General features: G+C 55.3%; 22 protein-coding genes. 6 read left to right on the top strand and 16 right to left on the bottom strand.

Annotation, left to right across the window (positions count from 1 at the left end; genetic code table 11):
- Window positions 1-62 precede the first annotated feature (62 nt).
- The 5 genes from HBN79_RS07965 to HBN79_RS07945 all read left to right on the top strand — a co-directional run bounded on the left by HBN79_RS07965 (window position 63) and on the right by HBN79_RS07945 (window position 6,113).
- On the top strand, window positions 63-953 hold the full coding sequence (locus tag HBN79_RS07965) for a 2-hydroxy-3-oxopropionate reductase (protein WP_046809691.1): 891 nt from the start codon (window positions 63-65) through the stop codon (window positions 951-953).
- Window positions 954-1,096: 143 nt separating this feature from the next.
- A complete protein-coding gene (locus HBN79_RS07960) occupies window positions 1,097-1,984 on the top strand; it encodes an urea transporter (RefSeq protein WP_169916527.1) in 888 nt (295 codons plus the stop codon).
- Between the two features lie 39 nt (window positions 1,985-2,023).
- Entirely contained in the window at window positions 2,024-2,845 is an 822-nt protein-coding gene (locus HBN79_RS07955; RefSeq protein ID WP_095002068.1) for an ion transporter, read from the top strand.
- A 93-nt stretch (window positions 2,846-2,938) separates the two neighbouring features.
- A complete protein-coding gene (locus tag HBN79_RS07950) occupies window positions 2,939-3,946 on the top strand; it encodes a sulfate ABC transporter substrate-binding protein (RefSeq protein WP_095019582.1) in 1,008 nt (335 codons plus the stop codon).
- Window positions 3,947-4,175: 229 nt separating this feature from the next.
- Complete coding sequence (locus HBN79_RS07945) at window positions 4,176-6,113, top strand: DNA topoisomerase III (protein ID WP_169916526.1); 1,938 nt, start codon at window positions 4,176-4,178, stop codon at window positions 6,111-6,113.
- A gap of 3 nt (window positions 6,114-6,116) precedes the next feature.
- On the opposite strand, the gene HBN79_RS07940 is transcribed toward HBN79_RS07945, so the two are convergent.
- The 7 genes from HBN79_RS07940 to HBN79_RS24090 all read right to left on the bottom strand — a co-directional run bounded on the left by HBN79_RS07940 (window position 6,117) and on the right by HBN79_RS24090 (window position 13,164).
- Window positions 6,117-6,959 (bottom strand): PhzF family phenazine biosynthesis protein, encoded by an 843-nt coding sequence (locus HBN79_RS07940; RefSeq protein WP_169916525.1) that lies wholly within the window; start codon window positions 6,957-6,959, stop codon window positions 6,117-6,119.
- An 82-nt stretch (window positions 6,960-7,041) separates the two neighbouring features.
- On the bottom strand, window positions 7,042-7,173 hold the full coding sequence (locus HBN79_RS23865; RefSeq protein ID WP_016781520.1) for a putative transporter small subunit: 132 nt from the start codon (window positions 7,171-7,173) through the stop codon (window positions 7,042-7,044).
- Window positions 7,155-8,822 carry a sodium:solute symporter family protein gene (locus HBN79_RS07935; protein WP_095002072.1) on the bottom strand — a complete coding sequence of 556 codons (1,668 nt, stop codon included), beginning with the start codon at window positions 8,820-8,822 and terminating at the stop codon, window positions 7,155-7,157. Before HBN79_RS07935 ends, HBN79_RS23865 begins: the two co-directional genes overlap by 19 nt.
- A gap of 577 nt (window positions 8,823-9,399) precedes the next feature.
- A complete protein-coding gene (locus HBN79_RS07930; RefSeq protein ID WP_169916524.1) occupies window positions 9,400-9,726 on the bottom strand; it encodes a hypothetical protein in 327 nt (108 codons plus the stop codon).
- A complete protein-coding gene (locus tag HBN79_RS23855) occupies window positions 9,723-10,667 on the bottom strand; it encodes an RHS repeat-associated core domain-containing protein (RefSeq protein ID WP_217902876.1) in 945 nt (314 codons plus the stop codon). The genes HBN79_RS07930 and HBN79_RS23855 overlap by 4 nt, the downstream gene beginning before the upstream one ends.
- Window positions 10,668-10,689: 22 nt before the next feature.
- Window positions 10,690-11,709 carry an RHS repeat protein gene (locus HBN79_RS07920; RefSeq protein ID WP_169916523.1) on the bottom strand — a complete coding sequence of 340 codons (1,020 nt, stop codon included), beginning with the start codon at window positions 11,707-11,709 and terminating at the stop codon, window positions 10,690-10,692.
- 105 nt (window positions 11,710-11,814) lie between these two features.
- Entirely contained in the window at window positions 11,815-13,164 is a 1,350-nt protein-coding gene (locus HBN79_RS24090) for an RHS repeat domain-containing protein (RefSeq protein WP_169916522.1), read from the bottom strand.
- 73 nt (window positions 13,165-13,237) lie between these two features.
- Here HBN79_RS24090 and HBN79_RS07910 point away from each other — a divergent pair, with 73 nt between their 5' ends.
- Window positions 13,238-14,218 (top strand): IS5-like element ISPa41 family transposase, encoded by a 981-nt coding sequence (locus HBN79_RS07910; RefSeq protein ID WP_014003920.1) that lies wholly within the window; start codon window positions 13,238-13,240, stop codon window positions 14,216-14,218.
- Here the strand turns inward: HBN79_RS07910 and HBN79_RS07905 are convergent.
- From HBN79_RS07905 to HBN79_RS07865, 9 genes are all read right to left on the bottom strand, one after another.
- On the bottom strand, window positions 14,190-15,554 hold the full coding sequence (locus HBN79_RS07905; RefSeq protein ID WP_169916521.1) for a hypothetical protein: 1,365 nt from the start codon (window positions 15,552-15,554) through the stop codon (window positions 14,190-14,192). The genes HBN79_RS07910 and HBN79_RS07905 overlap by 29 nt on opposite strands.
- A gap of 1,893 nt (window positions 15,555-17,447) precedes the next feature.
- Window positions 17,448-17,843, bottom strand: coding sequence for a hypothetical protein (locus tag HBN79_RS07900; protein ID WP_095021432.1), 396 nt, complete (start codon window positions 17,841-17,843; stop codon window positions 17,448-17,450).
- 130 nt (window positions 17,844-17,973) lie between these two features.
- Window positions 17,974-19,176: a c-type cytochrome biogenesis protein CcmI gene (ccmI, locus tag HBN79_RS07895; RefSeq protein WP_095021431.1), complete on the bottom strand. Its 1,203-nt coding sequence runs from the start codon at window positions 19,174-19,176 to the stop codon at window positions 17,974-17,976.
- Complete coding sequence (locus HBN79_RS07890) at window positions 19,169-19,645, bottom strand: cytochrome c-type biogenesis protein (protein ID WP_095024377.1); 477 nt, start codon at window positions 19,643-19,645, stop codon at window positions 19,169-19,171. The genes ccmI and HBN79_RS07890 overlap by 8 nt, the downstream gene beginning before the upstream one ends.
- Window positions 19,642-20,178: a DsbE family thiol:disulfide interchange protein gene (locus HBN79_RS07885; protein WP_088377708.1), complete on the bottom strand. Its 537-nt coding sequence runs from the start codon at window positions 20,176-20,178 to the stop codon at window positions 19,642-19,644. The genes HBN79_RS07890 and HBN79_RS07885 overlap by 4 nt, the downstream gene beginning before the upstream one ends.
- Complete coding sequence (locus HBN79_RS07880) at window positions 20,175-22,160, bottom strand: heme lyase CcmF/NrfE family subunit (protein WP_169916520.1); 1,986 nt, start codon at window positions 22,158-22,160, stop codon at window positions 20,175-20,177. The genes HBN79_RS07885 and HBN79_RS07880 overlap by 4 nt, the downstream gene beginning before the upstream one ends.
- The gene (gene ccmE / locus HBN79_RS07875; RefSeq protein WP_016781527.1) at window positions 22,160-22,621 is read right to left on the bottom strand and encodes a cytochrome c maturation protein CcmE; all 462 of its coding nucleotides are present in this window, start codon (window positions 22,619-22,621) and stop codon (window positions 22,160-22,162) included. The genes HBN79_RS07880 and ccmE overlap by 1 nt, the downstream gene beginning before the upstream one ends.
- Window positions 22,618-22,794, bottom strand: a complete 177-nt coding sequence (ccmD, locus tag HBN79_RS07870) for a heme exporter protein CcmD (RefSeq protein ID WP_016781528.1) — start codon at window positions 22,792-22,794, stop codon at window positions 22,618-22,620. Before ccmD ends, ccmE begins: the two co-directional genes overlap by 4 nt.
- Window positions 22,791-23,549 (bottom strand): heme ABC transporter permease, encoded by a 759-nt coding sequence (locus HBN79_RS07865; protein ID WP_169916519.1) that lies wholly within the window; start codon window positions 23,547-23,549, stop codon window positions 22,791-22,793. The genes ccmD and HBN79_RS07865 overlap by 4 nt, the downstream gene beginning before the upstream one ends.
- Window positions 23,550-23,599 lie beyond the last annotated feature (50 nt).

Raw genomic sequence — 23,599 nt, 5'->3', positions numbered from 1 at the left:
AGCCCGCTCCCACATCAGACCACCTACTCTGAATCGCCCTAAGAAAAACAAGAGGATTTGTCATGGCTAAAATCGGATTTATCGGCACGGGCATCATGGGCTCACCCATGGCCAGCAACCTGCAAAAGGCCGGGCACAGCCTGTTTCTGTCGACCCATCACGGTGCTGCACCGGCCGATCTGGTTGCCGCTGGCGCAATCGCCCTGGCCAGCCCGCGAGAAGTGGCCCAGGAAGCCGAATTCATCATCGTCATGGTGCCGGATACCCCTCAGGTTGAGGATGTGCTGTTTCGTGAAGACGGCATCGCCGCGGGCCTGAGCCCGAACAAGGTGGTGATCGACATGAGTTCGATCTCGCCTACGGCCACCAAAGCGTTCGCCGAAAAAATCAACGCCAAGGGTGCTCAGTACCTCGACGCGCCGGTATCCGGCGGTGAAGTTGGCGCCAAGGCCGGCTCACTGAGCATCATGGTCGGCGGTGACGAAAAAACCTTCGCCCGCGCCCTGCCGCTGCTGCAGAGCATGGGCAAGAACATCACCCTGGTGGGCGGCAATGGCGACGGTCAAACCGCCAAGGTAGCCAACCAGATCATCGTCGCCCTGAATATCCAGGCCGTGGCCGAAGCCCTGGTATTTGCCGCGAAAAACGGCGCTGACCCGGCCAAGGTTCGCGAAGCACTGATGGGTGGCTTTGCCTCCTCGAAAATCCTCGAAGTGCACGGCGAGCGCATGATCAAGGGCACTTTTGACCCGGGCTTCCGTATCAGCCTGCATCAAAAAGACCTCAACCTGGCCCTGGCCGGTGCCCGTGAGCTGGGGATCAATCTGCCCAACACCGCCAATGCCCAGCAAGTGTTCAGCACCTGCGCGGCCATCGGTGGCAGCAACTGGGACCACTCGGCGCTGATCAAGGGCCTGGAGCACATGGCCAACTTCTCGATTCGCGACAAGTAAGCCCACCGGTCTGCCCTTTTTGGGGAGACCGCACTACCTGTAGTCGCTGCCGAGGCACGAAGGCTGCGAGTTCTTGATCATGCAGGGAGCCAATCAAGAGCTCGCAGCCTTCGTGCCTCGGCTGCGACTACCAGGTAACAATCATGAGTTCAAACCCCTGCCCCGACTGGGCGACGGCCCTGTGCGCCAGTTTCGGCCAGATCTTCCTCCAGCGTCATCCTCTGTGCGGCGTGCTGTGCCTGCTGGCCATTCTGATCAGTGCCCCCACCCTGCTCGGTGGCGCCTTGCTTGGCGGTATTGCCGGGCTCCTCACCGCGCAACGGCGCGACTATCCCAAGGCCGAACGCCAGGCGGGTCTGTACAGCTACAACGGTATCTTGCTGGGCTTGCAGATAAGCCACCAGCTTGAATGGTCTGCCCTGTTGCCCTTGCTGATCATTGCCAGTGCCGGACTGAGTACGATGCTCGTGCACCAGTGGCTCAAGCGCGCCACCCCCGGGCAAAGCCTGCTGGCCTACACCGCGCCGTTTGTGGGTATTGGCTGGATCCTGCTGCACCTGACCAACCCGCCTGCACAAGCCATGGACCACACCCAGGCCGTCAATGGCCTCACACTGGCACAGGGGCTGTTCAAGGGCATTGCCCAGGTCATGCTGCTGCCACACCCGCTGGCCGGGTTGCTGATTGTGATCGGCCTGTGGCTCAGCAGTTGGCGGGCGGCGCTATGGGCCATCACCGGTTCACTGACCGGTATGCTGTTTGCCTTGTATCAACAGGACAGCGCGGCTGCACTGGACGGCCTGGCCGGCTACAACCCGGCACTCGCCGCATTGGCCCTGAGTCAGCAAGCACGGCGTCCCTGGCTGCCCGTGGCGGGGATTATCGTGACCTTGCTGATCACCCCGGGCTTTATTGCCCTGGGCCTCGCCCCCCTGACCGCACCCTTTATCCTCGGATGCTGGCTGGTGCACGCCAGTGTGCGCATCCTGCACCCTGCACAAGAACAATGCAGGTTGCGCATTGAGCGTTAATACTCGAACCTTCTGACCTTTGGGCATCGAGCAACCTGCATGGATAACAATGACTGGCGCCAGCGCTTGTATGTGATGGTCTTTCAGGCCGATACCCCGGCGGGGCGGCGTTTCGACACCGCCCTGCTGCTGATCATCCTGTGCAGCCTGGTGGTCGTGGTGCTCGACAGCATCAACAGCATTCACCGCGACTACGCCAAACTGCTGGCCTATATCGAGTGGGGTTTCACCTTTGTATTCGCCGTGGAATACGGCCTGCGTCTGTATTGCTCGCCCAAACCTCTGCGTTACGCCTTCAGCTTCTACGGCCTGGTGGATTTGCTGGCCATCGTGCCGGGAATTCTGGCGATCTATTACAGCGACGCGCAGTACCTGTTGATCATCCGCATCATTCGCATGTTGCGGATTTTTCGTATCCTCAAGCTGCGCCCCTACCTGAGCCAGGCCAACTATCTGCTCTCGGCGCTGCGCGGCAGCAAGCAAAAAATCATCGTGTTCCTGGTCAGCGTCTCCACCCTGGTTACGGTGTTCGGCAGTCTGATGTATGTGGTCGAAGGGCCTGCAAACGGCTTTACCAGTATTCCGGTAAGTATCTATTGGGCCATTGTCACCCTGACGACTGTGGGTTTTGGTGACATAGTGCCCAAAACCGTACTGGGGCAAGTGATCTCGGCGATGGTGATGATCACCGGCTACTCGATCATTGCCGTGCCCACCGGCATCTTCACTGCCGAATTGGCCAACGCCATGCGTGGCGAGCAACTCAAGCACGACTGCCCGACCTGCAAAAAGAACACTCACGAACAATCGGCGTCTTTTTGTTCACGGTGCGGCAATGCTCTTTTTACGAAAAAAGCATAACCACAGCACTTTTTAATCTTTTAAGGACTATGCGACAGTCGCTATAGTTACTGGCAATTTGCCCTTATTGCTCCCTATAACAAGGAATGCGCAGTGAAAAAACTCTTTAGTGCCTCAATTCTGGCCGCTGGCCTGGCCCTTGGCAGTGTCGCGAGTGCAGCGACCCCACCGCCACTGCTAAACGTGTCCTACGATGTGATGCGTGATTTCTACAAAGACTACAACGCAGCCTTCCAGAAGCACTGGGCACAAGAGCACAACGGCGAAAAGCTCAACGTACAAATGTCATTTGGTGGTTCCAGCAAACAGGCCCGCTCGGTCATCGATGGCTTGCCGGCGGACGTGATCACCATGAACATGGCCACCGACATCAATGCCCTGGCCGACAACGGCCATCTGGTCCCGGAAAACTGGGTCACCCGCCTGCCGGACAACAGCGCACCGTTTACCTCGGCCACCGTTTTCATCGTGCGCAAGGGCAACCCCAAGGCTCTGAAAGACTGGCCCGACCTGCTCAAGGACGGCGTACAGGTCATCGTACCCAACCCGAAAACTTCGGGTAACGGCCGCTACACCTTCCTGTCGGCCTGGGGCTATGTACTGAAAAACGGCGGTGACGAAACCAAAGCCAAGGACTTTGTGGCCAAGTTGTTCAAGCAGGCTCCAGTGCTTGATACCGGCGGTCGTGCAGCCACCACCACCTTTATGACCAATCAGATCGGCGATGTGCTGGTGACGTTCGAAAACGAGGCGGAAATGATCGCCCGTGAATTTGGTCGCGACCAGTTCGAAGTGATCTACCCGAGCGTATCGGCAGAAGCCGAGCCGCCTGTGACGGTAGTGGACAAAGTGGTCGACAAAAAAGGCACCCGCGCCACGGCCGAAGCCTACCTCAAGTACCTGTGGTCGCCTGAAGGCCAGGAAATCGCTGCTAAAAACTACCTGCGCCCGCGTGACCAGGCAATTCTCGCCAAGTACAACGACCGCTTCCCGAAAGTCGACTTCCTGTCGGTTGAAAAAACCTTCGGCGACTGGCGCGACGTGCAGAAAAAGTACTTCAACGACGGTGGCGTGTTCGACCAGATCTACAACGCGCAATAATCCCCTGTCCGGTTGCAAGCCCGCCTTCCATTGTGGGAGCGGGCTTGCTCGCGAAGGGATGCCCCCGGTACGCCTGACTGCCCCCCTCGCCTGCATCGCAGGCAAGCCAACTCCCCCAGGTTTTGCAGCACCTGCAAAAGCCTGTACATATCAACAGTAAAAAAACTTGCTCTCGCGCCTGTCTCTGCCCATGCTGTGCATCTTCTGCGATGCGTGAATGAGTTGAGCGATGCGGCTGTTTCTGTGTGAAAAACCCTCCCAGGCCAAAGATATTGCCGCCGTGCTCGGTGCCAGCCGCCGCGGTGATGGCTGCTGGGTGGGCGCCAATGCCACCGTCACCTGGTGCATCGGTCACCTGCTCGAAACCGCCCCGCCCGACGCCTACGATGAGCGCTACAAGCGCTGGGTACTGGCTGACCTGCCGATCATTCCGGAAAAATGGAAAATGCGCGTCAAACCCAAGACCGCCAGCCAGTTCAAGGCCGTCAAGCGCCTGCTCGGTGAAGCCACAGAACTGGTCATAGCCACCGACGCCGACCGCGAAGGCGAGATGATTGCCCGCGAACTGGTCGAGCACTGCCGCTACCGCGGCCCCATCCAGCGCCTGTGGCTGTCGGCCCTGGACGACGCCTCGATCCGCAAGGCCCTGGCTGCGCTCAAGCCCGGCAGCGACACCTTCAACCTCTATCACTCGGCCCTCGGCCGCTCGCGGGCCGACTGGTTGATCGGCATGAACATGAGCCGCCTGTTTACCCTGCTCGGCCGCCAGTCGGGCTATCAAGGCGTATTGCCAGTGGGCCGTGTGCAGACCCCTACGCTGCGGCTGGTGGTCGATCGTGATCGCAGCATCAGCGACTTTATCCCCGTGGCCTACTGGGCCATAGACGTACAGCTCAGGCACGACGGGCAGTTATTCACCGCGCAATGGCGGGCCGATCCCGACACCTGCGACGACCAGGACCGCTGCCTCAATCAGGCCCATGCCCAACAGGCCGCAAGTGCAATGCAAAACGCCAGCAGCGCCCGGGTGATCAAGCTGCGCACCGAGCGCATGCGTGAAGTCGCGCCATTGCCGTTCGATCTGGGCACGCTGCAGGAAGTGTGTTCAAAAAAGCTCGGCCTCGGCGCCCAGGAAACCCTCGATATTGCCCAGGCCCTGTACGAAACCTACAAGGTCGTCACCTATCCGCGCAGCGATTGCGGCTACTTGCCACAGAGCCAGCACGGCGAAGCCGCGTCGATTCTCAGCGCCTTGCAGCAGGCCGATCCGTCACTGGCACCACTGGCCAGCCATCTGGACCCGCAGCGCCGTTCACGGGCCTGGAACGACGCAAAAGTCAGCGCCCACCACGGCATCATTCCTACAGCTGCTGCAAAGAATATTGAACGCCTGAGCGGCAAACATCGCGCGGTATATACGCTGATTCGCGCACGCTACCTCGCGCAGTTTCTGCCCAACCATGAATACGACCGCACCCAGGCCGACTTTGATTGTGCAGGGCAAAACCTGCGGGCCGTCGGCAAGCAGATCGTCGAGCCCGGCTGGAAGCGCGCCCTGCCCGAAGCACTGGCCCCGGCCAAAGGTCGCGAAGCCCCTGCTCCACAGCCCCTGCCGTTATTGCGCGAAGGGCTGGACTGCGCGATTGCCGCGGTCAACCTCAAGGACTTGTGGACCCAGCCGCCCAAGCCGTTCACCGAAGGCGACCTGATCAAGGCGATGAAAAACGTCGCCAAGCTGGTGCAGGACCCGCTGCTCAAGCAAAAACTCAAGGACACCACCGGTATCGGCACCGAAGCCACCCGCGCCGGCATCATCCAGGGCTTGCTCGATCGCGGTTACCTGAGCAAAAACGGCAAGGCCCTGGCGGCGACCGCCCCCGCCTTTAGCCTGATCGACGCGGTACCGCGCGCCATTGCCGACCCCGGCACCACGGCCATCTGGGAGCAGGCGCTGGACATGGTGCAAAGCGGCGAAATGACCCTCGACGTATTCGTCGCCAAACAGGCGGCGTGGATGAGCAAACATATCGAACGTTGCAGCGCCATGACCATGACGATCAGCGGTCCGGCCAGCCCGGCCGGTGCGGCGCCAGCCTGGAAGAACAAACGCAAGGCCGCTACGGGCAAGGCCAGACCCAAGCGGGCGGTGAAAGCAAAAGGGGCATGAGGCTCAGAGCGTCAATTGCCCGCTAATACAGGTCACCGCCGGGCCGCCCACCCAGATATCCTCGCCGATCTGCTCGATCGACACCCGCCCTGCCCGCCCCATTGCCGTACCCTGGCTGGCCACATAATGCGCCGGGGCAAGGCCTGCGCCGATCAGCCACTGCGCCAGCCCGGCATTCAGGCTACCGGTCACCGGATCTTCGGGCATGCCCTCGCCGGCACAGAATGCGCGCACTTCAAACTGCGCCTCGTCGCCATCGAGTTCAGGCTGCCAAGGGGCAACCACACCGATCGACAGTCCGAGCAACTGCGAGTAATCGGGCTCTAAAGCCAGCACCTGCTCACGGTCACGCAACATCAACGCCACCCAGCCCGGGCCATTATCGACCCAACGCGCCTGCACCACCGCCTGCTCCTCGATGCCCAGGCCACGGCAGATACGCTGCAGCAAATCCCCCTCAACAGCACCCGTACGCAACAGGGGCGGTGCAGTAAAAGCCAGTTGCCCGGCCTGGCGACGAAGACGGATCAACCCCGCGGCGCACTCCTGCACGATCTCTTGACCACGGGGCACGCCGCCGGCTTCCAGCCAGGCGTGGCAACTGCCCAGCGTAGGGTGGCCAGCAAAAGGCAGCTCGTTGAGAGTGGTAAAAATTCGCAGGCGGTAATCGGCATCAGGGTTTTGCGGCTTGAGCACAAAAGTGGTTTCACTCAGATTGGTCCAGCGCGCAAAGTCGGCCATTTGCGTGTCACTCAGGCTGTCGGCATTCAACACCACGGCCACCGGGTTGCCCTTGAGGGCAACGCTGCTGAAAACGTCAACTTGCTTGAATTCGAATGGGCGCATGACCGGCTCCTGATAGTGATCAGCAAGCACCCTACACAATTTGCGTAGCCGCTGGCGAGGCAGCGGCTACCCCATCAAACATTCAGACCAGATCCGTACCCTCACGCTTGGCCTTGCGCATATCGCGCCACAGGCTGACGCACAGGGTCAACATTACGGCCCCGGCAATGGCCGGCCAGATCAGGACATACAGGGTCAAAGCGAAACTGGACATGGGGTGGCTCCTTTTTCAGTGGCAGGTTCGACGGTGTGGTGGAAGGCCACAACACGTTCGTTGATACAGTCAAAATCAAAGGTTTCATTGGCCAGCAAGCTCACCAGCACACACACCACGGTGCTGACACCGTAAGCGGTCAATGAACTGAGCAACACCGGGTAATCGCGGAGAAAACCGAACGCGAATGGCGCCAGTACCAAGAACGCCAATCCGCCCATCACAAAACCCACGCGCTTGCCAAAAAAGCCGAACGCCATCAGGCCAATCACCACCCCGCCGCCGATCGAGGCACAGAGTTCGAAGAACAGCGCCACCGCACCTTGCATCTGCAACAATTCGAAGCGGGCGACCAAAAACATCACAAACCCGGCAATCGCTGCACTGGTAAAGGCCGCGTTGGTAATCCGCTGCCAATACAGGCTGGCAATAACAGGAAAGACAATCGCGCCCCATAGCGCGCCGACAAAAATCAGCATGGTCAGGATATCGAGTTTCATGCTGGCAAAAATCATCGCCAGCATGGTTGCCAGCACCATGGTCAGGCGCCCGACAAACAACATGGTTTTTGGATTGGGTTTGCCCTTGGCTATGTTCTTGCCATACACGTCAGTCATCACCAGCGCCGACAAGGCGGACAGGTCGGAATCCGCCGTGGACGACAGCGAACCGATCACCATGATGAAAAACAGCCCCACCGCAAACGGCGGCAAGTAGGTCGAGGCCATTTGCGGGATCAGGTTATTGAGGTCGCCATCCTGCGGCTCGATACCTGCCAGCAGGGCCAAAAACCCCAGCATGCCCAGCCCGATCACAATCGAGGCATAACCGATGGTGGCGGTGACGAATGTCGACTTCATCAAGTCTTCACGCACGGCAAACAGCCGCTGGGCGATGGTCTGGTTACCAATGGCGTAGGCCAGCACGGCCACGAAGTAAGGTGCGCCCTGCTCCAGAATCGCGGTTTTCGAATAGAAGCTGGCTTGCTCGGGGGTGATCCTCGGCATGCCCTGGGCGAAGATTTCAGGGCCGCCCAACTGGAAGAAAATAATCGGAATAATCACCACCGCAGCGAAGATCATGGCGAATAGCTGGCCGAAATCAGTAAGCACCGATGAGCGAAACCCTGACCAGATGGTGTAAGTCAGAATCCCGACACCGGCGATAAGCACACCATGGGTAAAGCTCAGCGGCGAAAGCACCGCGACCAGTGCCCCGGCGGCGGTGAAATTGACCATCAGGCTGATCAGACTGCCGACGATATTGGAACCCGCCAGAATCATCTGGCTGGAACGCCCGTGCCGTGCGTGCATGATCTCCGCCAGGGTATGGGCCTTGGGCGCCAGTTGCCGGAAACGCCGGCCAAAGGGGTAGATAAACAGAATCATCAGCGCGCCCCAGAAGCCATAGTGCAAGGCCCCCGAGAGACCAAACTTGTAGCCCGCACTGGCGGCGGCGTAAAAGGAAGCGGCCCAGATCCAGGTGGCCGTCATGCTGGCGGCCGACATGCCAAAGCCGATGGAGTTATTGGAGACCATATAGCCGTCGACGTTTTCGTCCTTGCGGCCCACGCGCAACGACACCAAAAAGGTCAGGCCATAAAAACAGAACAGAAGCAGCAACACGGTGAGGGTGGAAAGTTGGAACATTCCTTTCTCCTTTCTTATGCGCACACAGTCGTTACAGACGCAACGAAAGGCCGAAATCGGCAGGTGCAACAACCCGGATTTCCTGACAGGCAGGCGATAGCGGACAGCGGTCCGTGGGTTGTCAAAGTGATGGCTGGCAAGTGACGGAACGCAAGAGGCGTTCCAGGTCAAAAGGCAAAGCGTGCGCTAGCACGTTGAGCCGGTGCTTGCAGCAATGGCCGGCAAGGTGCCGGGAGATAAGTCCGGTATCAGTGGCACAAAGCCCTGACACGAACGGATCAGAAGTATACAGATTCTGGGGGGATTTTGCTGGAAGTGGTAGCTAATAAAAAATTATTTAAATACGAAAAATCGAGGAAGCCCAAGACTTGCTGCAAGGTTCGCTAATTGGGCCATGAAAAGGATTTTGGGATAAGTCGAAGGCGGTTGTTAACTCGCCTTCCGCTCTCCCCGTCTTATATCCACCACATACTATTTGAAGCAATGCCAGATTGAAAATCTGCTAACCAGAAAGGTTGATATTGGCCCAATCGGCTGCTGGCGGGTTAAATATAACTATTACTAGCATCATAGCCTGTCACAAACCAGCCAGATGCCTTTTAAAAACACCCTCATACCAAAATGCTTTTTCGTCATTTAACCATTCGTCAAATTCAGGAAGTCGAATATCCATGATTTGGGACATCTCAACTCCATAGCGGTAAAACAAAGCTAAAAGCTCTATAAGACTTGACTCGTCTACCCGAGACTTATCAACTTGAATATAAAGTATGCGGCCTCGTCCGAAATATTCAGTAACGCATTCAATTTTATCAAGCCAGCCAAAAAAGGCTGCCTCATCTAATTTTGAATAGTATTTTACCGCTGTGGCTTGCAGCTCAAATTTATTAACGTCGGAATTCACTTGATTTTTTCCTCTGGATAGATGTTTTCATAGCCTCCTCCACGAGCGTCTTGCACGTCCCAATGAGCTCCACCATGTGCCGTTTCACCCAAACCTGTTGGAACCCAAGTCCTTCCTTTAGAATCTTTCCAACCACTGCTTCGACCGTCACGGGTTTTCCCCCACTCCTCGCCAGTTTTTGGATCTTTGAAACCCTCTGCAGCTCCGGGTTTGCCTGGGGCTTTAGCACCGTATTTATCATAGGCATCAGTAGGTGGTTTAGCAAACATTGGTTGGGTGAGCAGACCAAACACAAAGCTTGTTGCAGAGGCTGCACCTATAGAACTGTAGCTAATAGAGTTTCCTTCAACGCGCGGCAGACTCATAGCCGTAACAGTAGAACTTGGTAGTTCAATCGCCGCATTAGCATTCCACTGAGCACCAGGATCACCTGAAACGGCGGCATTCGGGTTATCTACACTGGAAGAAATTGCACTTCCAGTTATGACACCTATCACAGCGGCTATCGAGTTTGAGGCAATAGCCATAAGAGGCTGATTGCCATCAGGATCCACATATTTATAAGGATTGTTATTTGCGAAGGCATAACGATTGAAGCTGTGTACATTATCAGTAGTAAAGCCCAGAGGATCCACCCCAATAAATCTGCCAAGGTGGAGATCATAATACCTCTCCCCCATGTAAGATAGACCAGTGACGATATCGAACTCTTTCCCTTGAAAACCTAAAGCGTCATTACTGCCGTTTGAAGCCTCATTCAACCTCTCTCCATATGGCTTGTAGTTTTCTTTCCAAAGCAAAGTACCAGCCGAATCTGTAGCCGCAACTGGCGAACCTGAAAGATCGTTATGATAGTATGTGACACTCCCCGCAAATGACAAATTTGAAGCTGCAACAAACATCGCAACAACGAATGCAAATTGAAACTTAATTCTAAGCATTTATTTGCGCCTTTCTGGCAATTCACGGACTTACTTTTTGCGCTATACGATAATTTCCCAGATAAATAAATTCAGTTAATTTGTCTCCACTCAAGTTTATTATTGGCTTATCAACCCCATCATACATCTCATAGGTTTTAACACCCGAACGCGACACCGATGAGCGACGCCCCAACCCATCGTAACTATATTCAATTTTTTTTGATGGATCATCACAATTGACACAGATGAGATTAGATACCCAATCAAATATATATGAGAACTCTTGACTATCCACCACATTCCCATATGCATCATATTTATAATTAGAAGCACGCATACCGGTAGTACTGACTAACTTATTGCTACTATCGTATGAATAATAAAGAGTCGATTGACCAAACACTTGACTGACAATATTTCCGACTCCGTCGTAACAGATTTTTCCTGAGCCCCAATACGCATCTGCACCAACCAATCTGCCAAGCTTGTCGTAGCGATCGAAACGGCCATCTATAGCATCTTCAATCTTCAGGAGGTTCCCTACGCTGTCATATGTATAAGCCGTACTGAAATAGGCTTCTGAATTTGCTGATTTTTGAGTTTTAAAACTGGACATCCACAGACGACTATTCTGTCCATAACTGCTTGTCACTCCATTGGCATATCGAATACTCTTCAACTGTCCAGACGACCAGTATTGAACATCATTTACGAATCCTGCAATGCTAGTTGTCCGCCCGAGGACATCTACAGTGTAACTCTGAACTCGCCCAGAGACTGGATATGTTACCTCAGTTATATTTCCGTTCTCGTCATAGCCATATTGCACCCGAAATGACTTTCTATCTAAAGTCAATGTATCGATCAAAAGACGCCCTACAGCATCGTACGACATTACTCGACGTCCACCAGGCGATATGGAGGAGACAAGTCTATTTTGTTTATTATAGGCCATCATAATGGGACCAACTGCCTCAGGATACGATATAGAAATCAATCTTCCTTGCCCGTTATATGCATAGTTAGTCACACCCGAAGCACCGACTTTCCTTGTAGTCATTCGCCCAGCCAAATCACGCCCATAAGTAGTCAGCCCGACTTCAGGATTATAAGTTGATGCTAAATACCCATTGGAGTTATAACTATAACTTCTGGTGATACCGCCTTATGAAACTGATACCACCTGATCTCGACCATCCCGTGCAATCGATATATTAGCAGCGCTCTCTGGCAAAGATATTCCAATAAGGTGTATTTCCCTCGAATCACCGTACCCCCGATATTTATAACCAGTCGCATTACCTAGTTCATCAGTGACTATACGAGTGCCAGCACCGTAGACAGTACTTTTTGACGTTTTATCTGCATGAGTAAGACGAACTACTCTTCCTAGCGCGTCGTATTGATATTTTGTTCCAGTGCTCGCATCAGGGTCTGATTCAAAAGTGAGCCGTCCATAACCATCATATTGCCGAGTTATAGTAATACCTCCTTTTGTCTCGCTCATGACCCGACCAAAACCGTCGAGCAAGCTAGTGACAACCAAAGGACCTCGCCTCTGAACCATGCTGCTTGGCGTGTATGATGTATATGTCGCGGCACCGACAGGAGGTATAACAGAAGTTACCCTACTGATAGCATCATAAGTAAATCTGGTAGTAAAACCTTCGCCATCAGTTTCGGATATTATATTCCCGACATCATCTACGATTCGTGAAACACTTATTGAATCAGGTTGCACTTCATTCTGAGGAGTACCAAGCTTGTAGTTTGTATATGTATAGATAGCATTTTCAGGAAGTGTCTCACTTGATACATTTCCAAGAGAATCATACGTATAGCTAAGTGACACGCCGTCTCGCGTAATTTTAGAAATTTGCCCATTATAGTCATAACTAGCAGTGATAGATGTAGATCCATCAGTCTTGGTCATTAGCTTACCGACCACCCATCTTGAGGTGTCGTTGTACCAAGTCAGATCAGTTGTACGCGCACCGCCATTCGGGCCTGACTCAGTAATTTTCGCTGGATTCCCATAAGCATCATGTTTTGAGAAAGTAGTAATATAATTAGCACCAGTTCTAGTTCTCTTAAGTTGACTGAGATCAGCAGCCCATGTATATGTGTCGTGAGATGAACCGTATTCCCACATGCCGATTGCTTGCATGGAGAGTAATCTCTGAGCCCAGCTATATTCGTCAGTATCACCATTTGGATAGGTAACTTTTTTAGGGCGCCCCATCAGCCAATACCCATTTGTTGGTATTGGACTATAGGAGGCTGTCATTAGGTAACCGGGGCCATAATATTCATAGCGAGTGACTCCATCAGGCCCACTAACATCAGTAGTGTCATAGCTCCCGGTTCCTCCATACCCGCCACGGCCATATTGATATGACCATGTTTGGCCAGTTGATAGTGTCTTACTGGCAATGCGCTCTGTGCGTGATTCTCCTGAAGGGGCAGCATTGCGGTAACGCCACAAATTACTATAGGTATATGTATATGAAGTCACCCCCCCACTAGGGAATCTCCGAACAAGCCTTCAGTTATGCGAGAATCCCCGCAACACCTGATCCGAGCCGCCCATGAGCCAGATGAGCTTTTCCGACTTTGAGTACGCCGGCAAGCGCAAGCAAACCCGCCGAGAGCGCTTCCTCGCCGAAATGGATCAGGTGGTGCCCTGGGCAGGCCTGCTGGAGCTGATCGAACCGTTCTACCCCAAGGCCGGCGGCGGTAGAAAACCCTATCCTCTGGAAACCATGCTGCGCATCCATCTGTTGCAGAACTGGTTCTCCCTGAGCGACCCGGCCATGGAAGAAGCGCTCTACGAAATCACGCCCATGCGCCAGTTCGCACGCCTGACGCTGAGCGCGCCAATCCCCGAAGACACCACGATCATGAACTTCCGGCACTTGCTGGAGAAGCATCAGCTCGCACCGGCAATCCTTGCGGTCATCAATGGTTATCTGCAGGAAAAAGGCCTGTCGCTGCGCCAAGGCACCATCGTCGATGCCACCATTATTCATGCCCCCAGCTCGACCAAGAATAAAGAAGGCAAGCGTGATCCCGAGATGCACCAGACCAAGAAAGGCGGTCAGTATTTCTTCGGGATGAAGGCGCACATCGGTGCCGATGTCGAGTCCGGCCTGGTGCATCACGTCCATGGCACCGCTGCCAATGTGGCCGATGTCACGCAGGTGGCTGAACTGCTGCATGGCGAAGAAAACGCCGTGTATGCAGATGCCGGTTACACCGGTGTCGAAAGGCGCGAAGAGCATGAAAATCGGGGGGTGATCTGGCAGATTGCAGCGCGTCGCAGCACCTATTCCAAGCTGAACCAGCGCAGCGTACTGTACAAAGCCAAGCGCAAGATCGAGTTCTGCAAGGCTCAGACACGGGCCAAGGTCGAGCATCCGTTTCGCGTGATCAAGCGGCAGTTTGGTTACGTGAAAGTACGTTTTCGTGGGCTGATGAAAAACACGGCTCAGTTGACCACGCTGTTCGCCCTGGCAAACCTGTGGAGGGTTCGAAAACAGCTCATGGGTATGGGTGAGGTTCGCGTTTAACACGGAGAACCGGTCGAAAAAGCTCTCCGTACATGATTTTTCGGTCACTTTTCGTCCAATGACGCTGTAGGTGCCTGGAAAATTGCAACTTGCCGCGGCTGCACGACAAGTTGATCGGAGCATCCCTAGGCCTCTGAATCCCGATCAACTTCCGAGCGGATAGAGTAGCATTATCCAAAGGAGTAGTGACCATAGCTGCACCATTGAAAGGATATTCTTGAAACAACCCAGAACCATAGGTATACCTCCAAGAGTCACCTACCGCATTAATAACCCGACTTAATAATATAGAATTTCGGGCATCTCCCGCCTTATATACATATGTGACAGTACGCCCAACACCATCAACCACAGACTTGAGCCTGTTTGTATCTGCATAATAGTTAAAGTTTAAAACTCTATTATCACTACTTTTGACAGACAACAAAACAGTACTCATTAATTCACCTATTCTGTCTCCCACCCCACCATAACCATTAGGCAGGTTAGAGTTACCAGGGATAGCGAAATATGGAGTAGGCATACCAATTTCTTTGTATGTATATGATATCCAGTTTCCATATGCATCCGTAGCTTTCTTAGCTTGAAAATACATATGAGATGTCGCAGGAGGTCTTTTCGCCATTGGGGCGTGCGGCCCCATTACCACGAATGGAACTACAAAAAAATAGCTTACTCTTCGATCACGAACAAAATCCCCCATGTCATAAGCGATGCCGGACGGGGAATACAGCATGAGGTTTTGTGCGTCACAGCGAAGTTTCCAGTTATCTTGGGTCCTTGCTTCGTAAGGAGCAGACCAAAAAAAAGAAGCTGTTGAACCATCACTCTGTTCCAGCATAAATTCGGAGTATTTAGTTAATGACCAGGGTAGGCCTTTGCCTGCACATAAGTTAGTCAGCGCATTTTCCGGATATCTACCACTCCCTCCAGACCTATTAACATTAGGCCCTGGCTGCAAAGGCAAATATATCTTGGGTGCTACCGCAATTTTCCAGCCAGGCCCAAGTGCCGCCCACTCATAGCTCCGCTTGAAAGTAGCACGCAACCCTGCAGACAAATTAAATAAGTCGTATGTTCGACGAACCGTTATATCTAGCCCTTTAGGCCCAGGAATTGAAAGGTCCACCTGATGAACTTTCAAATTCCCTGTATGTGGATCGATTGAATCCTCATCTAGCGCACTCTTGTTGTCAAAATGTCTCGGCAGGTTATCAATAGGTGTAGAGTATTCTAGCCCTGAACGCGCGTGGGCCGTAAAATTAAACCCTGCCGCCACTATTACGATAATGGTCGCAAACCAAAAGCCTCTAACTTTTACGGACTTATTTTTCATGGCATTACACACCCCATATCATCTATATTACTAGCACTGAAGGATCAAACACTAATAATAATTTTTCTTTACAAGTTATTATGCTTCACGCGCCCAGGCTAACCACCAAACATTACACGCCACATACAATCTCCTGCCTCTCGACACTTAGCATTAACTTTCCCTACGCTGCGCTGGCATGTGCTGATTCAAGCTGGAACTTTCGAACAAGGCGACAAAATAGACAAACTCCAAACCCAGGCAGATCTTGGCTCATCCACTATCAAATTAGTTAAGCCAAAAGTCTCACCGACGTTGATCGCCTACAACAAACCCGCCCTCCCCGCGCAAAAAACTACCCGAAGAGCATTAAATTAACAACAAAATGCAGGGAATTTCACATCACTCATAACTTCTTACTAATACACAGAAAGCAACTTCGCTTTTTCATTAGCACTATGACCCACACAGGCCGCGCGAAGTAAAACTATAGAATAACTTAATAGACAACATCATCCTACCCACATCAACCAAGACAACCTTAACCACCACAACCGCTCTATCAACATTAAAAATAACACTTCACCAGCCACCTACTAATTCCAAATCTAGTAGAAACCAAACATACACACAAATAAAAAACATGATTTTCAGATAACACCTACACACAGCGTAATACGCCTCCTATTTCAGGAAAGAAATATCTCAAATAAACCAATAAAGTTCCGCAGCAGCTACCAGGGCATACACCCTTTACATTTTATTACCAGAACCGGCCACAGTTATGCCTCCCAACTTTTTATAGCGTGGCTTATGAATACGGCGCTTCTCTCCAAACCGTAAACACAGACAAAATCGGAACCCCAAAGGTCGCCGCCTTATGCCACTAGGACTGCCAACTCAACCCCAGCGGTACGCCGCTGACAACGGTAGATTTCTACGGGGCGTAGGGCTTACTGCGCAGTTCCAGCCCTTACCCCAGTGGTAGTAGGCTCGTTGACGGTAGAATTTGTTGGCTTCTCATGCACCACCTGCGCACGGATGAAAGTGAGCAGGTCTTTGCCACCGGTGCAAACAAAGGCATCGGAGATGCGGTGTCCGCAGCGTGATCAGCGCTTTAGGTCACCCGGCTGACAAGCCACTCAAACGGCCCCATCGGCCAAGAAGCGCCAGTGCGGCCGATAGCCAATAAAAACGGCTATTACCATATATCCGGAGAAGAATTAGAAAGTAACTGCTCGCCAGTGGATAAATGGTGAGCCTGACAAAGGTGACCACCTGGGAACAAGTTGCACCGAGCGCTACGACGCCTCCATACCCTGCAATGCAACAAACAATCCACCCAGAAACCAATTGATATAGTGCTACCCCGAAGGGGGGGGTGTCGGTCCAACCACTCGAAACCGTTGGCGCGCACGACATACATGCCCGCCAGAAAAGGCAGCAACTTGTAGGTAAGCCCTGCCAAAAAGCGCCATAACTCCTCTGCCTGCAGTAAAAACCAGCATGTCAACCGATGCCACAAACTATGTGCCAAGCACCAGCTTGAGCTGATTGAACGACACCAGATACAGCGCCATCATCTAAAGACTGATCGTCACATAGCCTACGATGATAAGGCTCGGCCAGACCAGTTTGTGCAGCGCCCCAGAACATACAGCGCAACGGCCCGGCGCAAATACCGTAGAAAAAAAATAACGCTCATTGAGCTGTTGCAAGTATCGAGGAGACAGCCGCAAACCGGTACCGAAGAGAAACAAAAACAGGGTAAAGAACTTGCTGGCGAATAACAGGGGCTATGCACGGACAAACGGGCTTTCAACGCCACAGGTCGATTCGGCGCCAGAGGTGGCTGGCGAGTAGTACGCGGTATTGATATAGAAAAAACGGCGACCCGAAGGTCGCCGCTTGGCTTTACTTGAACTGCCGACTCAACCCCGGCGGTACGCCGCTGATATCGGTCTCTTCCCACGGCCCGTTGGGGCTCACCGCGCGGCTCCAGCCGTTGTCCCAGCGGTAGTAGGCGCGCTGGCGGTAGAAGACGTTGGTCTGGTTATCCAGCACATACACGCCCAGACGCGCATCCCAGTGGCTAGGCCCGCCCGGCGGCGGCGCAAAGGTCGCCGAGGTGCGCGGCAACGGTTTTGGCGCCTTGGGAATCGGCATGTCCGGCAGGGGCTTGCCCGAGGGCTGGGGTGTCGGCTGCGGCATCGGCGTTGTTGGCGCAGGCGGTTCGTAAGGCTGTTGAACCGCACAGGCGCTCAGGCCTAGAGCTAGCGCGAGCAAGGTAATACGGGCGAATACGGCCATGGCGGCTTCTCTTGTAAGTCAGCTAAGACCCCCTGTGGCAGCGGACTTGCTCGCGATTCAATCAATGCGGATTCACTGGAGGACCGCGTCGTCTGCATCGCGAGCAAGCCCGCTGCCACATTCGGGGCATTTATTTATCCGGGCTGTCGATGGTCAGTTGTTGCAGCTCCCGAGTGCTGCTAGACAGCGGCTGGCTGCGCCCTACCCACTCGCCTGCTGTTGGCTGGCCAGCACGGGAGATGCGTGCCATTAATTGGACTTCAGGAAAGTTGGACAGTTTCAATTGCGGCATCATTGCGTCGACATCGCCCAGCTCAACCGTGATCGGCAGGTCCGCCACAGTCACGCGCTTGACCGCCAACGGTGCCGGCGGGCCGGAGACCGCACGGGCAAAGATAAACACGCTGTCACCCGGCAAGGCACTGGCCTTGACCGCATCGGCCAGATCCACGTTGACCTTGATCGAGGCCATCGCCTTGGCCACAGGTGCAGTTTCAACCTTGCCACCGCTGGCCTGCAGTTGCTCACGGGCCTTTGCAATACCCCCTTCCAGCGCCGCACGGGAGGCGTCGCCTTCAGGCAGTTCGGTCATCAACCGTTGCCAGTAGCCAATGGCCTGTTCGAAGCGCTGGTCCTCGAAGGCGGCGATGCCCAGCAGGCCCAGGCTGGTGACTTCCTTCGGGTCGGCCTTCAAGGCTTCATCGGTCAGCGCCTGGATTTTGTCGCTCCACTTTTTATCGTCGGCAAAGTACTGCGCCTGCGCCCACTGGCCCAGCAACTCGGGCTGACGACCGGCCAGGTTGGCCGCGCGTTCGAACACCCTGGCCGCATCCGCAGGACGGTTTTGTGCCATATAGGCACGGCCCAGGAAGTACAGGCCTTCGGCCGAGTCAGGTTGCGCAGCCGCGGCACGCTCAAGGCGCGCGACCATTTCTTCAAGGGATTGCGGCGGCTGGGAGAACTCGCGGGTCAGTTCGACCTTGTCGCTGGAACCAAAATGCAGGTACAGGCTCAAGCCCAGTACCGGCACCAGCACTGCGGCCAACAACGGAATGGCCTTGCCCAGACTGGACACCCGCCCCGGCGCCACACCTTCGGTGTCCGCGAGCAATTCGCGGGCCGCTTCGGCGCGGCCGGTTTCGAACTGTTCAGCGGTCAACACGCCCTCTTCGCGCTGGGCTTGCAACTCGGCCACCCGCTCTTGATACAAGGCAACGTTCAAAGCGGTACGGTCTTCTTCGCGCTGGGCACGGCGCCCGCGCAATACCGGGATCAATAAAAAGCTGAGGGCTATCAGTAGCAGCAAGCCTGCTGCGAGCCAGAAATCAATCATCTTTGGTTTTATCCAGCAAAGTGTCGAGGCGCTTGCGCTCCTCGGCAGAAAGTGTGTCCGAGCCTTCAACCTGCTCTGTACGTCGACGGCGCCCGACGATGACGCCAATCACCACCAGACCGCCCACCAGCAGGGCCAGCGGGCCAAACCAGAGCACTGCGGTCTTGCCGGTCAGGGCCGGTTTATAGAGCACGAAATCGCCGTAGCGGGCGACCATGAAATCGAGGATCTGCTGGTTGTCCTTGCCTTCACCGAGCATGCGATAGATCTCGCGGCGCAGGTCGGTGGCAATAGGGGCGTTGGAGTCGGCGATGTCCTGGTTCTGACACTTGGGGCAGCGCAGTTCCTTGGTCAGCTCACGAAAACGGTCGCGCTCGGCGTCGTTGGCAAACTCGTAGGTATCGATGGCGGCATGGGCAACCCCGGTCAGGGTCAAACCGAAAACCACGGCGGCTAGCCAGCGCTTCATGGTTTGGCCTCGTCAACCAGTGCCTGATATTTACCCGCAAGCTGCTCGCGCCACACGGTCTCGTCGATCACGCCGACAAACTTGTGGCGGATGATGCCCTTGCTGTCGATCAGGAATGTCTCAGGAGCGCCGTACACGCCCAGATTCAGGCCCAGGGAGCCGTCTGCGTCGTTGATGTCCAGCTGATAAGGGTTGTGGAAATCCTTAAGCCACTTCTTCGCATCTTCGTTGACGTCTTTGTAGTTCACGCCGTAGATCAGTACACCCTGATCGGCCAGTTTGGTCAGCACCGGGTGCTCGACCCGGCATGAAATGCACCAGGTGGCCCACACGTTGACCAGCGCAGGCTTGCCCTTGAGGTCAGCTTCGGTGAGGGTTTTGTCCCCCTCCACCGAAGGCAGGCTGAAGGCCGGGAACGGCTTGTCGATCATCGCCGACGGCAGCTCGGTCGGGTCCAGATACAAGCCCCGGTAGAGAAACCACGCCATACCGAGAAAAACGGCCAGCGGGACCAGCATCAACCAACGTCTCATGCCGTGGCTCCTGTCATGCCCAATGCTTCACGCACGCGGCTTTTAACCTTGACCCGGTAGCGACGATCCATCGCTGCCAGCAATCCACCAAAGCCTGTGAGCAGACCGCCAAACCAGATCCAGCGCACAAACGGTTTCACATGCACCCGCACGGCCCAAGCGCCGTTGTCCAGGGGCTCACCCAGCGCCACATAGAGGTCACGGGTGAAACCGGCGTCGATCCCGGCTTCGGTCATCATCGAGTTCTGCACCGTGTAGAGGCGTTTTTCCGGGTGCAGTACGCTGACTTCCTTGCCATTGCGGATGACACGCACGGTACCTTTGTCAGACGTAAAGTTCGGACCCTGGAAGTGCTTGGCGCCTTCAAAAATAAAGTGATAACCGCCCAGCTCCATCGACTCGCCCGGTGCCAGGCGCAAGTCGCGCTCGGCACTGTGCTGGCTCGACAACACCACCCCCAGCGCACACACGGCGATACCCAGGTGGGCAATCTGCATGCCCCAGTAGCTGCGGGTCAGGCTGCGCACGCCTTTGATCAGGCCCTTGTGACGGGTTTTGTCACCGATGTTACGCACCCCGGCCAGCAGCACCCAGGCCGCCAGCATAAAGGTGGTCAGCACCGCCCAGTTGAAGTCGCCATAGGCCACTCCGGCAATTGCCGACAGCGCGGCGCTGCCCAGCAGTACGGGGGTGAGCATGCCCAACAACCATTTGACCGGAGTGTCTTTCCAGCGCACCAGCACACCGACGGCCATCACCACCATCAGCAAAGCCATGAGCGGGATAAACAGGGCGTTGAAGTACGGCGGGCCCACCGACATCTTGGCGCCACTGATGGCATCCAGAATCAGTGGGTACAGGGTGCCGAGCAGAATCATCGACGCGGCCACCACCAGGATCAGGTTGTTGCCCAACAGCAGGGTCTCACGGGACCACAGCTTGAAGCTGACATGGCTTTTCACCACTGGCGCACGCAGGGCAAACAGGGTCAGCGAACCGCCGACCACAAACAGCAGGAAGATCAGGATGAATACGCCGCGCTCTGGGTCGGAAGCGAACGCATGCACCGAGGTCAACACGCCGGAACGCACCAGGAACGTACCCAGCAGGCTCAGGGAAAACGCAGCTATCGCCAGCAGTACGGTCCAGCTCTTGAACACACCACGTTTTTCGGTCACGGCCAGCGAGTGAATCAGCGCCGTACCCACCAACCATGGCATGAACGAAGCATTTTCTACCGGATCCCAGAACCACCAGCCGCCCCAGCCAAGCTCGTAATAAGCCCACCATGAACCCAGGGTGATGCCGATGCCGAGGAAGGCCCATGCCACGATGGTCCATGGACGCGACCAGCGCGCCCAGGCTGCGTCCAGCCGACCGCCGAGCAAGGCAGCAATGGCAAAGGCAAAAGCCACGGAGAAACCGACATAGCCCATGTACAGCATTGGCGGGTGAACAATCAGGCCAATGTCCTGCAGTAGCGGGTTAAGGTCGTTGCCATCCGAAGGAATCTGCGGCAGCAAGCGCACGAAAGGATCTGAGGTCAGGATCAAAAACAGCAGGAAGCCGACACTGATCATGCCCATGATCGCCAGCACACGCGCCAGCATCACTTGTGGCAGCTGCCGCGAGAAGATCGACACGGCAAAGGTCCAGCCACCGAGGATCATCGCCCACAACAGCAGCGAGCCTTCGTGGGCACCCCACACCGCGCTGAACTTGAAGTACCAGGGCAACGCGCTGTTCGAGTTGCTGGCTACGTACGCCACCGAAAAGTCATCGGCCATAAAGGCATAGGTCAGGCAGGCAAAGGAGAACAACAAAAAGGCAAATTGCCCCCAGGCAGCGGGTTGCGCCAGGCTCATCCACAATTTGTCGCCGCGCCAGGCGCCCAGCAGCGGCACGATGGCCTGCACAATGGCAAAGCACAGGGCCAGAATCATGGCCAGATGGCCCAATTCGGGAATATAGAGTCCAGACATCAGTACTTACCCTCACTTGCAGGCACAGGCGCGGATTGGCCACTTTCGTTCAGCGCCTTGGTCACTTCGGGCGGCATGTATTTTTCGTCGTGTTTGGCCAGCACTTCATCAGCCACCACCACACCCTGGGCATTGAGCTTGCCCAGCGCGACGATGCCCTGCCCTTCACGGAACAGGTCCGGGAGGATACCGCGATACTGGATGGTCACCGATTTGTTGAAATCGGTGACCACAAACTGCACGTCCAGCGAGTCACCTGAACGCTTGAGCGAACCGTCCTCGACCATGCCACCGGCACGGATCCGGGTATCCAATGGCGCTTCGCCATTGGCGATCTGGGTCGGGGTGTAAAACAGGTTGATGTTCTGCTGCAAGGCGCTCAGGGCCAGGGCCACGGCAGCGCCGACCCCTACCAGAATCGCCAGGATGATGATCAAGCGTTTTTTGCGCAGCGGATTCACTTCGAATTCTCCCGACGCAAACGACGCGCCTCTTGTTGCAGATAACGCCGGCGCGCCATGATTGGCAGTGCCACGTTCAACCCCAGCACCGCCAGGCAAATGCCATAGGCCGACCAGACATATACCCCGTGATGGCCCATGGCGAGAAAGTCGCCAAAAGAAGCAAAACTCATCGCGCACCCTCCAGAGCCTTCAACACCTCAGCCTTGACCCAGGTGCTGCGGGCCTCGCGCTTGAGCACCTCAAGACGCATGCGCAACAGCAGCACCGCGCCAAAGAAGCAATAAAAGCCCAGCACCGTGAGCAACAGCGGCATCCACATTTCCATGGGCATGGCCGGTTTTTCGGTCAGGGTGAAGGTCGCGCCCTGGTGCAGGGTGTTCCACCACTCCACCGAGTACTTGATGATCGGAATATTGATCACGCCCACAATCGCCAGCACCGCGCAGGCCTTGGCCGCACTGTCGCGATTGGTGATGGCGTTGCCCAGGGCAATCAGGCCGAAATACAGAAACAGCAGAATCAGCATCGAGGTCAGACGCGCATCCCAGACCCACCACGAGCCCCAGGTCGGCTTGCCCCACACCGCACCGGTGACCAGCGCCACGGCTGTCATCCAGGCGCCAATGGGTGCGGCGGATTGCAGGGCCACGTCGGCGATTTTCATCTTCCACACCAGCCCTACCACACCGCACACCGCCAGCATCACGTAGCAGAATTGCGCCAGCATGGCCGCAGGAACATGGATATAGATGATGCGGAAGCTGTTGCCCTGCTGGTAGTCCGGCGGTGCAAAGGCCAGGCCCCAGATCACCCCGCAGGTGATCAGCAACACGGCGGCAATGCTTAACCACGGCAACAGCCGCCCACTGATGGCATAGAACCATTTGGGCGAGCCGAGTTTGTGAAACCAAGTCCAGTTCATCACGCTGCTTCCATCACGGTGCCGGTCACGACAGGTGTGCTGTCATGCCAGCC

Origin of the sequence: Pseudomonas sp. WS 5051 (assembly GCF_012985715.1) — a bacterium.
Classification (GTDB): Bacteria; Pseudomonadota; Gammaproteobacteria; order Pseudomonadales; family Pseudomonadaceae; genus Aquipseudomonas; species Aquipseudomonas bubulae.
Note: the sequence above shows the minus strand (reverse complement) of the source record. Positions and strands in the feature narration are given on the sequence as shown.

Excerpts from the sequence above, each read along its gene's own strand:
- HBN79_RS07965 (WP_046809691.1), top strand. The coding sequence starts at position 63 with ATGGCTAAAATCGGATTTATCGGCACGGGCATCATGGGCTCACCCATG.
- HBN79_RS07960 (WP_169916527.1), top strand. The coding sequence starts at position 1,097 with ATGAGTTCAAACCCCTGCCCCGACTGGGCGACGGCCCTGTGCGCCAGT.
- HBN79_RS07955 (WP_095002068.1), top strand. The coding sequence starts at position 2,024 with ATGGATAACAATGACTGGCGCCAGCGCTTGTATGTGATGGTCTTTCAG.
- HBN79_RS07945 (WP_169916526.1), top strand. The coding sequence starts at position 4,176 with ATGCGGCTGTTTCTGTGTGAAAAACCCTCCCAGGCCAAAGATATTGCC.
- HBN79_RS07940 (WP_169916525.1), bottom strand. The coding sequence starts at position 6,959 with ATGCGCCCATTCGAATTCAAGCAAGTTGACGTTTTCAGCAGCGTTGCC.
- HBN79_RS23865 (WP_016781520.1), bottom strand. The coding sequence starts at position 7,173 with ATGTCCAGTTTCGCTTTGACCCTGTATGTCCTGATCTGGCCGGCCATT.
- HBN79_RS07935 (WP_095002072.1), bottom strand. The coding sequence starts at position 8,822 with ATGTTCCAACTTTCCACCCTCACCGTGTTGCTGCTTCTGTTCTGTTTT.
- HBN79_RS23855 (WP_217902876.1), bottom strand. The coding sequence starts at position 10,667 with ATGCTTAGAATTAAGTTTCAATTTGCATTCGTTGTTGCGATGTTTGTT.
- HBN79_RS07920 (WP_169916523.1), bottom strand. The coding sequence starts at position 11,709 with ATGACTACAAGGAAAGTCGGTGCTTCGGGTGTGACTAACTATGCATAT.
- HBN79_RS07910 (WP_014003920.1), top strand. The coding sequence starts at position 13,238 with ATGAGCCAGATGAGCTTTTCCGACTTTGAGTACGCCGGCAAGCGCAAG.
- HBN79_RS07905 (WP_169916521.1), bottom strand. The coding sequence starts at position 15,554 with ATGAAAAATAAGTCCGTAAAAGTTAGAGGCTTTTGGTTTGCGACCATT.
- HBN79_RS07900 (WP_095021432.1), bottom strand. The coding sequence starts at position 17,843 with ATGGCCGTATTCGCCCGTATTACCTTGCTCGCGCTAGCTCTAGGCCTG.
- ccmI (WP_095021431.1), bottom strand. The coding sequence starts at position 19,176 with ATGATTGATTTCTGGCTCGCAGCAGGCTTGCTGCTACTGATAGCCCTC.
- HBN79_RS07890 (WP_095024377.1), bottom strand. The coding sequence starts at position 19,645 with ATGAAGCGCTGGCTAGCCGCCGTGGTTTTCGGTTTGACCCTGACCGGG.
- HBN79_RS07885 (WP_088377708.1), bottom strand. The coding sequence starts at position 20,178 with ATGAGACGTTGGTTGATGCTGGTCCCGCTGGCCGTTTTTCTCGGTATG.
- HBN79_RS07880 (WP_169916520.1), bottom strand. The coding sequence starts at position 22,160 with ATGTCTGGACTCTATATTCCCGAATTGGGCCATCTGGCCATGATTCTG.
- ccmD (WP_016781528.1), bottom strand. The coding sequence starts at position 22,794 with ATGAGTTTTGCTTCTTTTGGCGACTTTCTCGCCATGGGCCATCACGGG.